Origin of the sequence: Ramlibacter sp. 2FC, from assembly GCF_005503345.1 — a bacterium.
GTDB lineage: Bacteria > Pseudomonadota > Gammaproteobacteria > Burkholderiales > Burkholderiaceae_C > SCMQ01.
Genome location: NZ_SCMM01000091.1, coordinates 1 through 9,365 on the forward strand (window position 1 = coordinate 1; position 9,365 = coordinate 9,365).

13 protein-coding genes are annotated in these 9,365 nt (G+C 70.6%); 10 read left to right on the plus strand and 3 right to left on the minus strand.

Features of this window, described 5'->3' with window-relative positions; genetic code table 11:
* Window positions 1–188: 188 nt before the first annotated feature.
* Entirely contained in the window at window positions 189–1,235 is a 1,047-nt protein-coding gene (locus tag FFS10_RS21935) for a porin (RefSeq protein WP_137896724.1), read from the minus strand.
* A 289-nt stretch (window positions 1,236–1,524) separates the two neighbouring features.
* Between FFS10_RS21935 and coq7 the strand changes: the two genes are divergently transcribed.
* On the plus strand, window positions 1,525–2,145 hold the full coding sequence (gene coq7, locus FFS10_RS21940) for a 2-polyprenyl-3-methyl-6-methoxy-1,4-benzoquinone monooxygenase (protein WP_137896725.1): 621 nt from the start codon (window positions 1,525–1,527) through the stop codon (window positions 2,143–2,145).
* Between the two features lie 4 nt (window positions 2,146–2,149).
* On the opposite strand, the gene FFS10_RS21945 is transcribed toward coq7, so the two are convergent.
* Window positions 2,150–2,599, minus strand: a complete 450-nt coding sequence (locus FFS10_RS21945; RefSeq protein WP_137896726.1) for an OsmC family protein — start codon at window positions 2,597–2,599, stop codon at window positions 2,150–2,152.
* Between the two features lie 282 nt (window positions 2,600–2,881).
* On the opposite strand from FFS10_RS21945, the gene ilvA reads away from it, so the two are divergent.
* From ilvA to FFS10_RS21965, 4 genes are all read left to right on the plus strand, one after another.
* Window positions 2,882–4,450 (plus strand): threonine ammonia-lyase, biosynthetic, encoded by a 1,569-nt coding sequence (gene ilvA / locus FFS10_RS21950; RefSeq protein ID WP_137896727.1) that lies wholly within the window; start codon window positions 2,882–2,884, stop codon window positions 4,448–4,450.
* A gap of 14 nt (window positions 4,451–4,464) precedes the next feature.
* On the plus strand, window positions 4,465–5,277 hold the full coding sequence (locus FFS10_RS21955) for an adenosylcobinamide-GDP ribazoletransferase (RefSeq protein WP_137896728.1): 813 nt from the start codon (window positions 4,465–4,467) through the stop codon (window positions 5,275–5,277).
* Window positions 5,274–5,846 (plus strand): histidine phosphatase family protein, encoded by a 573-nt coding sequence (locus FFS10_RS21960; protein ID WP_137896729.1) that lies wholly within the window; start codon window positions 5,274–5,276, stop codon window positions 5,844–5,846. Before FFS10_RS21955 ends, FFS10_RS21960 begins: the two co-directional genes overlap by 4 nt.
* Window positions 5,847–5,982: 136 nt before the next feature.
* The gene (locus FFS10_RS21965) at window positions 5,983–6,426 is read left to right on the plus strand and encodes a hypothetical protein (RefSeq protein ID WP_137896730.1); all 444 of its coding nucleotides are present in this window, start codon (window positions 5,983–5,985) and stop codon (window positions 6,424–6,426) included.
* 5 nt (window positions 6,427–6,431) lie between these two features.
* Here the strand turns inward: FFS10_RS21965 and FFS10_RS21970 are convergent, their stop codons facing one another.
* Complete coding sequence (locus FFS10_RS21970) at window positions 6,432–6,875, minus strand: type II secretion system protein N (protein ID WP_137896731.1); 444 nt, start codon at window positions 6,873–6,875, stop codon at window positions 6,432–6,434.
* Between the two features lie 12 nt (window positions 6,876–6,887).
* On the opposite strand from FFS10_RS21970, the gene gspG reads away from it, so the two are divergent.
* The 5 genes from gspG to gspK all read left to right on the plus strand — a co-directional run.
* On the plus strand, window positions 6,888–7,355 hold the full coding sequence (gspG, locus tag FFS10_RS21975) for a type II secretion system major pseudopilin GspG (protein WP_137896732.1): 468 nt from the start codon (window positions 6,888–6,890) through the stop codon (window positions 7,353–7,355).
* Window positions 7,330–7,785: a pilus assembly FimT family protein gene (locus FFS10_RS21980; protein WP_137896733.1), complete on the plus strand. Its 456-nt coding sequence runs from the start codon at window positions 7,330–7,332 to the stop codon at window positions 7,783–7,785. Before gspG ends, FFS10_RS21980 begins: the two co-directional genes overlap by 26 nt.
* Window positions 7,782–8,168, plus strand: a complete 387-nt coding sequence (gene gspI / locus FFS10_RS21985) for a type II secretion system minor pseudopilin GspI (RefSeq protein WP_137896734.1) — start codon at window positions 7,782–7,784, stop codon at window positions 8,166–8,168. The genes FFS10_RS21980 and gspI overlap by 4 nt, the downstream gene beginning before the upstream one ends.
* A gap of 2 nt (window positions 8,169–8,170) precedes the next feature.
* On the plus strand, window positions 8,171–8,812 hold the full coding sequence (locus FFS10_RS21990; RefSeq protein ID WP_137896735.1) for a PulJ/GspJ family protein: 642 nt from the start codon (window positions 8,171–8,173) through the stop codon (window positions 8,810–8,812).
* A partial coding sequence (gene gspK / locus FFS10_RS21995) for a type II secretion system minor pseudopilin GspK (protein WP_137896736.1) occupies window positions 8,809–9,365 on the plus strand: 557 nt, incomplete at its 3' end. The genes FFS10_RS21990 and gspK, both read left to right, overlap by 4 nt.

Below are 9,365 nucleotides of genomic sequence, written 5' to 3' on the forward strand. Positions count from 1 at the left end.
CTTCCTTCAGACTCGCAGTCGCCCGCGAAACCCTTGCCTTCGGCTAACTCTTCCCCTTGCCGGGCGAGTAGAGGACTTTCACCTCCGAGTGGGTGCGCCCTGCCGGGCGCACCACGAAAAAAACCCCGCTGCAAGCAGCGGGGTTTTGAATCCATCGATTTCAGGACGGGACAAGCCCGTCCGCAAAATCAGAAGGCGTGGTTCATGCCGATGTCGAAGCCCTTGACGGCGGTAGCGCCGTCGGTCTTGCTGCGGCCGAAGGTCGTGTACAGGTAGGTGCGCTTGGACAGGGCGTACTCGCCACCGATACCGTACTTGGTGGTCTTCAGCTCGGTGCCTTCGGCCTTGCTGTTGTTGTAGCCGGCCTTGACCGTGAACTGACCGAACGGCGCGCTGGCCATCAGGTTCCAGTTCTTGCGCTTCTCGCCAGCGATGGCGACCGTGTCGACCTGGCTGTAGCCGGCGCCCAGCTTGACGATGCCGAAGTCGTAGGTGCCGAGGATCGCACCGACCTCGTCGTCACGACGGTTCTGCTCGAAGCCGCCACCGATCATGACGGGGCCGTTGGCGTAGGTCAGCCAGATGCTGCCCAGGTTCTTGGCCTGGGTCGAACCAGCCGTGGTCGTGGTGATGACAGGGTCAGTCGTGCTGCCGGCGTCGGCGGTGTTGACAACGCTGGTGCTGGTGACACTGCCGGCAGAGTTCTTCAGACCCAGGCTGGCCGCAACCGAGAAGCCGGCGAAGCTGGGGCTGGCGTAGGTGATGGCATCGGTACGGCCGGCGCCGGCACCGTCAGCCTGACGGGGATCGGTGCTGTAGCCGGAGGCCAGGTTGGCGGTGGAGCCAACGGTCCAGGTGCCCCAGGGGTCGGTGGCGTTGACCGGGCCTTGCAGGGCGGTCAGCTGGCGGCCGAGCTTGACGGCGCCGAAGTTGCCGGCCAGGCCGACGGTCGACTCACCCTGGAAGGTGGGGCGCTGGTTCAGCGTGCCGTCGTTGCCGCCCGACTCGGGGCTCAGACGCTGGGCCAGCGCGAAGGTGGCCTTCAGGCCGCCGCCCAGGTCTTCCGTACCGGCGAACTTGATCTGGGTGGCGCCGTTGGCGGCGTCGAGCTTGGCGCTGGAGCCGCTGTTCTTCACCACGCCCAGGTTGATGTTGCCCGACAGGGTCACGGACGATTGAGCCATCGCGGCGCCGGAAGCAGCCAGCACAGCCAGGGCAATCAGAGATTTTTTCATTACAAGTTTCTCCAAGGTTAAACATAGGGCGCCGGTGCGAGGGGTTCATCGGATGTTCCCGCCGGTTCCCCGGGCCAACCTCCTTTTGGGAAGTTGACGCTATTGCACCAGACGCCCCAGCCGGGCGCCAAGCTTGCGCGGCGGTTTTTCGTACTACAGCCCGGTTTTCGTTGCATGCATGCAACAGATGTCCAATGCGGCGTGGGGCATGCGCCACAGCCCCCCGACTCGGTTCCAGATGGCAAAATCCGATGCTTGGCTGCCCCGCGAGGCCAGCCCGGAGCTTTGCATGGACCGTCTGATCACCGCCGCCGACAGCGCGCTGCGCACCCTGTTCGCCACCCCGCGCGCCGCGCGGCCCTGCCCCACGGTGCCCGCCGAGGCCGGCGCGCTGACGCCCGCCGAGCGCCGCGAGTCCGGCGCCCTGATGCGCGTCAACCATGTGGGCGAGGTCTGCGCCCAGGCGCTCTATGCCTCGCAAGCCCTGGTCACGCGCGATGCCGCGCTGCGCCAGCATTTCGAGGCCGCTGCGCGCGACGAGACCGACCACCTGGCCTGGACCGAGGCCCGGCTGGCCGAACTGGGCGACCGGCCCTCGCGGCTCAACCCGCTGTGGTACTCAGGCGCCTTCGCGATCGGCCTGGCGGCCGGCCGTCTCGGTGGCGACCGGCTCAGCCTGGGCTTCGTGGTCGAGACCGAGCGCCAGGTCGAGGCCCACCTGGCCAGCCACATGGAGCGGCTGCCCGAGGGCGACCATGCCTCGCGCGCCATCGTGGCACAGATGAAGGACGACGAGGCGCGCCATGCGGACCAGGCCCTGCAGGCGGGCGGCGCGCCCCTGCCGGCCCCGGTGCGGGGCCTGATGCGCGCCGCGGCCAGGGTGATGACGGCCACGGCGCACTACGTATAGACGTTCAGACTTCGAGCAGGTCGAAGCTGGTCGTGATCTCGGCTGTCTTGGCCAGCATGACGCTGGCCGAGCAGTATTTGTCGTGGCTCATCGCGATCGCGCGCTCCACCGCGGCAACGGGGATGCCGCGGCCGCTCACGGTGAAATGCATGTGGATCTTGGTGAACACCTTGGGGTCGGTCTCGGCGCGCTCGCTGGTCAGCTTGACCGAGCAGCCGCGCACGTCATGCCGCCCGCGCTTGAGGATCAGCACCACGTCGTAGGCGGTGCAGCCGCCGGTGCCGGCCAGCACCGTCTCCATGGGGCGCGGCGCCAGGTTCTGGCCGCCGTTCTCCGGCTTGGCGGCGTCCGGGGCGCCATCCATGGCCAGCACATGGCCGCTGCCCGTTTCCGCGATAAAGCCCATGCCCGAGCGCGCGCCCGTGGCGCCGGTCCAGCTGACTGTGCATTCCATGCCTGATTCCTCGATTGGTTGAATTAAGCTGACTTGAAATCAATAAATTCCGCTAATACATGCCGTTTTTGTCGCAATTTGACACTGCCAGGACGCAAGACGGTGTTGCATTGCAGCAAATTATCGCTACACTAGAGGCCATGCATGCAAAGCGCATGCGCAAGTTGTCTCCTCCACCCCTCTGAAAAAGGTGGATTCAGCCCCGAATCGCAAGGTTCGGGGCTTTTTTCTTGGGGCCATGGCCTGATTCCCGTCCTCTATGATGCGGACAGAGGGATAACCATGAAGCCAGCGCCAGCCAAGAAGACCACCGCCCATCTCAAACCCGCCGACTACCTGAAGAAGATCCTGACCGCCCGGGTCTACGACGTGGCGGTGGAGTCCGCCCTGGAGCCGGCGCGCAGCCTGAGCCGGCGCCTGCACAACAAGGTGCTGCTCAAGCGCGAGGACCAGCAGCCGGTGTTCAGCTTCAAGCTGCGCGGCGCCTACAACAAGATGGCCCACCTCACGCCCGAGCAGCTGCAGCGCGGCGTGATCTGCGCCTCGGCCGGCAACCATGCCCAGGGCGTGGCCCTGGGCGCGCACAAGCTCGGCACGCGCGCCGTGGTGGTGATGCCGGTGACCACGCCCCAGCTCAAGATCGACGCCGTCAAGGCGCTGGGCGGCGAGGTGGTGCTGCATGGCGACAGCTACTCCGACGCCTACAACCATTCGCTGCAATTGCAGGCGAAGGAAGGCCTGACCTTCGTCCACCCCTTCGACGACCCCGAGGTGATCGCCGGCCAGGGCACGATCGCCATGGAAATCCTGCGCCAGCACCAGGGGCCGCTGCACGCGGTGTTCGTGGCCATTGGCGGCGGCGGCCTGATCGCCGGTGTGGCCAACTACATCAAGGCAGTGCGCCCCGAGGTCAAGGTGATAGGCGTGCAGATGAACGACTCGGACGCCATGCTCCAGTCGGTGGCCGCGAAAAAGCGCGTGACCCTGACCGACGTGGGCCTGTTCTCCGACGGTACGGCGGTCAAGCTGGTCGGCGAGGAGACCTTCCGCGTGGCGCGCGGCCTGGTCGACGACTACATCACGGTCGACACCGACTCGGTCTGCGCCGCCATCAAGGACGTGTTCGTCGACACGCGCAGCATCGTCGAGCCGGCCGGCGCCCTGGCGGTGGCCGCGATCAAGCAGTACGTGGCCCAGCACAAGACCAAGGGCGAGACCTACGCCGCCATCCTGTGCGGCGCCAACATGAACTTCGACCGCCTGCGCTTCGTCGCCGAGCGCGCCGAGGTCGGCGAGGAGCGCGAGGCGCTGTTCGCCGTGACCATTCCCGAGGAGCGCGGCAGCTTCCGGCGCTTTTGCGAGGCCATAGGCAGCCTGCCGGGCGGCCCGCGCAACGTGACCGAGTTCAACTACCGCATCAGCGATGCCGCCAAGGCCCATGTGTTCGTCGGCCTGACCACCCACGCCAAGGGCGAGAGCACGAAGATCGCGGCCAATTTCGGCCGCCATGGCTTCGCGGCGCTGGACCTCACGCACGACGAGCTGGCCAAGGAGCATATCCGCCACATGGTGGGCGGCCACTCGGCCCTGGCGCAGGACGAGCGCCTGCTGCGCTTCGTGTTCCCCGAGCGCCCCGGCGCCCTGCTCAAGTTCCTCAGCCTGATGCGGCCGAACTGGAACATCAGCCTGTTCCACTACCGCAACCAGGGCGCCGACTACGGCCGCATCCTGGTCGGCCTGCAAGTGCCCAAGGCCGACGACAAGGCGTTCGCGCGCTTCCTCGACACCCTGGGCTATCCCTGGGTCGAGGAAACGCAGAACCCGGTGTACCGCATGTTCCTGCAGAGCTAGGGCCTGTTCACCCGATGGCCTTCGTGCGCCACCTGCTGCTGGCCCTGCAGTTCTTCACGCGCGTGCCGGTGACCGGGCGGCTGGCCGACTGGGTGGGCTACAGCCCGGCCATGCTGAGGGCCAGCGCGGCGCATTTCCCCGCCGTGGGCTGGCTGGTCGGCGCGGTGGCCGGCGCGGTCTACGCCCTGGTGGTCCTGGGCTTTCCCCCCGGTCCCTTCACGCTGCTGGCCGCCGCCGTGGCCAGCACCGTCGCCAGCGTGCTGCTGACCGGGGGCTTTCACGAGGACGGCCTGGCCGACCTTGCCGACGGCCTGGGCGGCAGCGGGGACCGCCAGCGCGCGCTCGAGATCATGAAGGACTCGCGCCTGGGCGCCTTCGGCGCCATGGCCCTGGTGCTGGCCCTGCTGGCCAAGCTCGCGCTGCTTGCGGCGCTGGGCGCGCAGGGACTGGCCGCGGCCCTCAGCGCCCTGCTCGGCGCGCACGCGCTGTCGCGCGGCCTGCCTCTGCTGCTGGTGCGCGGCCTGGACCATGTGGGCGACAGCGGCAGCTCCAAGAGCAAGCCGCTGGCCGACCAGATCAGCGGCGGCGCGCTCGCGGCCGCGCTGGCCTGGTGCCTGCCGCCGCTGGCCCTGGCCGCCTGGTCGCAGGGCCTGGACTTCGCGCTGGTGGCCAGCGCCGCCAGCGCCCTGGGCCTGGCGGTCATCGGCCGGCTGCTGGCGCGGCGGCTGCAGGGCTACACCGGCGACGGTCTGGGCGCCGCGCAGCAGGTCTGCGAAATCGCGTTCTACGCCGGTGCCCTGCTCGCGCTCGGGCCTTGGCTGCGATGACGCTGTGGCTGATACGCCACGCCCGGCCCCTGGTCGCGCCCGGCGTCTGCTATGGCGCGCTGGACGTCCCGGCCGAGCCGCAGGACACGCGGCGCGCCGCCGAGCGGCTGGCCGGTGCCCTGCCGCCCGGCCTGGCGCTGCGCTGCTCGCCGCGCCAACGCTGCCAGCAGCTGGCTGGGGCCCTGACGGCGCTGCGGCCCGACCTCGCCTGCACCACCGACCCGCGCCTGGCCGAAATGGACTTTGGCGCCTGGGAGGGGCAGCGCTGGGAGGCGCTGGGCGCCGCGGCGCTGGCGGCCTGGAGCGCCGACTTCGCGCAGCATCGCCCCGGCGGCGGCGAGTCGGTGCAGACCTTCATGCGCCGGGTCGGCGCCGCCTGGGACGAGGCCCGGGCGGCCCGACTGGAAGGCCAGGCCCTGGGCTGGATCACGCATGCCGGCGTGATCCGCGCGGCCGGCCTGCTCGCAAGCGGCATCGCCTGCCCCGAGCGCGCCGACCAGTGGCCACCGGACGCGCCAGGCTATGGCCAGTGGCGCTGCCTGCCCGCGACCGACCTGCAGCCCCGCTGAACGCGGGCAGGCACTCACAAATGGCAACACATTGCCCGGCGCGACCCGGCCGTGGGAGCGCGGGCCGCCGATACACTGAATGAAGGCCCGTTTGCGGCCCCCATGCGTCAACGGCCTTTTGATCGACACACCGCCCATGTCACTGCTCAACTGGTTGAACCCCAAGCCGGCTCCCCAGCCGCAGCCCCAGCCCCCGACCGTCAGGCAGCCGGCGATCCAGCCCGCCGACACGCGCAAGGCCGACCGGGTGGCGCAGCGCGAACTGCTCTACCCCATCGTGCGCGAGGCCATGGTGCGCGCCGGCATCCTCTCCTCGCACTACAAGTTCAAGGTGCTGTCGGCCGACACGCGGGGTCGGCGCTTCCTGGTCATGGTGGACCTCTCCCCCGAGATCGTGGAGGACTCATCGCAGCTGAACCAGGTCGAGGCGCTGATCGCGCAGCAGGCTCAGGCCCGGCATGGCTTCGAGGTGGCAGGCACCTACTGGCGCATCAACGACGAATTGCAGCGCGCGCAGCAGGTGCCGCCAGCGCCGCGCAGCCCCGCGCTGGGCGAGACCCAGCACGGCGATCTCGTCTGAGCCGGCTAGGGCTTGAGCGGCGGCAGCTCCAGCGTGACCGCGGCGCCACCCTCGGCGGCCAGCACCGCCTGCCGGGCCGCGACCGAGCGCAGCACCCATCCCTCGCCCACGGCGCTGCCGACGCGGTAAGGGCGCGCAGGCTGTCCGTCCACCGCGATCAGCGCCGAGCCGCCCCCGGAGGGCGAGGCCACCACGCCTTGCAGGGCAAAGCGGCTGGCGACGCTGGCCGGCGGCGCGGCGGCGCCTTCGCCCTCGACACCGAGCGCCCGGGCGACCGCCCGCGGATCGGGCTGCATCTCGGCCGGCGCGGCCACCGGCGCGGGCGCCTGGCCGCCGGAGGCCTCGCCGCGGATGCGCAGCCCCCAGTACAAGGCGCTGGCCGCGGCCAGCGCCCAGACCAGCGCAGTGAGCGCCGGCACGCCCAGCCGCCTTGGAGAAAGAGTCGCCATGCGGCGATTATCATGGAAGCGTTCACAGCCCCTCCGACCACCATGCCCCAACTGCTTTCCCGCGCGCGCCGTCGTCTCCACGGCTTCACCCTGATCGAGCTCATGGTGGTGCTGGTGATCATCGGCGTGCTGGCCGCCCTGATCGTGCCCAATGTGCTGGACCGCGCCGACGACGCGCGCGTCACGGCCGCACGCACCGACGTCAACAACCTCATGCAGGCGCTCAAGCTCTACAAGCTCGACAACCAGCGCTTCCCTTCGACCGAGCAGGGCCTGCAGGCGCTGATCGTCAAGCCCACCACGGTGCCCGTGCCGCCGAACTGGAAGCCCTACCTCGACAAGCTGCCGAACGACCCCTGGGGCCGCCCCTACCAATTCCTCAACCCCGGCGTGAAGGGCGAGATCGACGTGATGTCCTTCGGCGCCGACGGCCAGCCCGGCGGCGAGGGCAAGAATGCGGACATCGGCAGCTGGCAGTGATTTGAAGGACAAGGGCTTCACGCTGCTCGAGCTGCTGGTGGTCGTGGCCATCATCGCGCTCGGCACGGCGGGCGTGAGCCTGGCGCTGCGCGACAGCGCGCAGGTGGGCCTGGAGCGCGAGGCCGACCGGCTGGCGGCGCTGTTCGAAGCGGCGCGGGCCCGCTCGCGCGCCAGCGGCGCGGCAGTGCACTGGCAGGCGACGGCCGGGGGCTTCGCCTTCGAGGGCCTGCCGCCCGGCACGCTGCCGGACCACTGGCTGGGCACCGGCACCCGGGTCCAGGGCCCCGCGCGCATCGTGCTCGGCCCCGAGCCGCTGATCGGCCCGCAGGCCGTGCTGCTGCAGCGCGAGGGGACGCCGGGCCCGGCCTGGCGCGTCGCCACCGACGGGCTGCGGCCCTTCGCCGCCCAGCCGCAGGAACTACCACCATGAGAGCCAGGACACGCTCGCTCACGGCCCGGCAACGCGGCGCGGGCTTCACGCTGATCGAGGTGCTGGTGGCGCTGGGTATCGTCGCCATCGCCCTCACCGCCGGCCTGCAGGCCACGGCCGCGCTGAGTCGCAACGCCCAGCGCCAGTCGGACCTGCTGCTGGCCCAGTTGTGCGCCGAGAACGAGCTGGCCAAGCTGCGCCTGGCGCGCCAGATGCCCGGCGTGGGCGACGGCACGCTGGACTGCGAGCAGGCCGGCCGCAGCCTGCAGCTGACGCTGACGGTGCGCCCCACGCCCAACCCCAGCTTCCGGCGCGTGGACGCCCAGGTCAGCGACGGCGCCACACCGGTGCTGCGCCTTTCCACCGTCATCGGGCGATTCTGATCATGAACCGATCAGCTCGCCGCCCGCGCGGCTTCACCCTGATCGAGTTGCTGGTGGCGCTGGCCGTGATGGCGCTGCTGGCCATCCTGAGCTGGCGCGGGCTGGACGGCATGGCACGCGCCGAGGCCCAGACGCGGCAGCGCGCCGACGAGCTGCTGGTGCTGCAGGCCAGCCTCGCGCAATGGCGGGCCGACCTGGACGCGCTGGCCTCCGGGAACGCGCCGAGCGCGCTCGACTGGGACGGTCGCGTGCTGCGCCTGACGCGGCGCGGCGCCAGCCTGGGCGATGGCCTGCGCGTGGTGGCCTGGACCCGGCGCGTCGACGTGTCGGGCGGTCAGTGGCAGCGCTGGCAGTCGCCCGCGCTGCGCAGCCAGGAGGCCTGGCAGCAGGCCTGGAGCAGCGCCCAGGCCTGGGCCCAGGCCGAGGACCTGGCACGCCAGGTCAGCCTGCTGCCGCTGGCCGACTGGCAGATCTTCTATTTCCGCGGCGACGCCTGGACCCACCCGCTGTCCAGCGACGGCAGCACCACCAGCAGCCTGCCCGATGGCGTTCGCCTGGTGCTGACCCTGCCCCCCGGCCAAGCCGTCCACGGCCAGCTGACACTGGACTGGGCGAGCCCCACCGTGGGCGGAGGCAGGTCATGAAAAGGCAGCGGGGCGCCGCCCTGCTCACGGCCATGCTCACCGTCACCCTGGTGGCCACGCTGGCGGCCGCCGCCCTGTGGCAGCAGTGGCGCAGCGTGGAGGTCGAGGCCGCCGAGCGCGAGCGCGCGCAGGCCGGCTGGATCCTCAATGGCGCGCTGGACTGGGCACGCCTGATCCTGCGCGAGGACGCGCGCGCCGGCGGCGCCGACCACCTGGCCGAGCCCTGGGCCGTGCCGCTGCGCGAGGCGCGCCTGTCGAGCTTCCTGGCGGCCGACCGCGACGCCGGCGACATCGAGCTAGACGCCTTTCTCTCGGGCCAGATCTCGGACCTGCAGGCGCGCATCAACCTCGCCAACCTGATCGAGGGCGAGCGGATTTCGGAGCCGACGCGGGCCAGCCTGGCACGCCTGTTCGAGCTGCTGGGCCTGCCCGCGGCCGAGCTCGACACGCTGGCGGCTCAGTTGCTCGCCACGGGCCAGCGCGCCACGCCCGATCCCCAAGCCCCGCTGCGGCCCCAGCGCCCGGCCCAGCTGCTGTGGCTGGGCCTGTCGCC

Coding starts and splice junctions, on each gene's coding strand:
- FFS10_RS21935 (WP_137896724.1), bottom strand. CDS start 1,235: ATGAAAAAATCTCTGATTGCCCTGGCTGTGCTGGCTGCTTCCGGCGCC.
- coq7 (WP_137896725.1), top strand. CDS start 1,525: ATGGACCGTCTGATCACCGCCGCCGACAGCGCGCTGCGCACCCTGTTC.
- FFS10_RS21945 (WP_137896726.1), bottom strand. CDS start 2,599: ATGGAATGCACAGTCAGCTGGACCGGCGCCACGGGCGCGCGCTCGGGC.
- ilvA (WP_137896727.1), top strand. CDS start 2,882: ATGAAGCCAGCGCCAGCCAAGAAGACCACCGCCCATCTCAAACCCGCC.
- FFS10_RS21955 (WP_137896728.1), top strand. CDS start 4,465: ATGGCCTTCGTGCGCCACCTGCTGCTGGCCCTGCAGTTCTTCACGCGC.
- FFS10_RS21960 (WP_137896729.1), top strand. CDS start 5,274: ATGACGCTGTGGCTGATACGCCACGCCCGGCCCCTGGTCGCGCCCGGC.
- FFS10_RS21965 (WP_137896730.1), top strand. CDS start 5,983: ATGTCACTGCTCAACTGGTTGAACCCCAAGCCGGCTCCCCAGCCGCAG.
- FFS10_RS21970 (WP_137896731.1), bottom strand. CDS start 6,875: ATGGCGACTCTTTCTCCAAGGCGGCTGGGCGTGCCGGCGCTCACTGCG.
- gspG (WP_137896732.1), top strand. CDS start 6,888: ATGGAAGCGTTCACAGCCCCTCCGACCACCATGCCCCAACTGCTTTCC.
- FFS10_RS21980 (WP_137896733.1), top strand. CDS start 7,330: ATGCGGACATCGGCAGCTGGCAGTGATTTGAAGGACAAGGGCTTCACG.
- gspI (WP_137896734.1), top strand. CDS start 7,782: ATGAGAGCCAGGACACGCTCGCTCACGGCCCGGCAACGCGGCGCGGGC.
- FFS10_RS21990 (WP_137896735.1), top strand. CDS start 8,171: ATGAACCGATCAGCTCGCCGCCCGCGCGGCTTCACCCTGATCGAGTTG.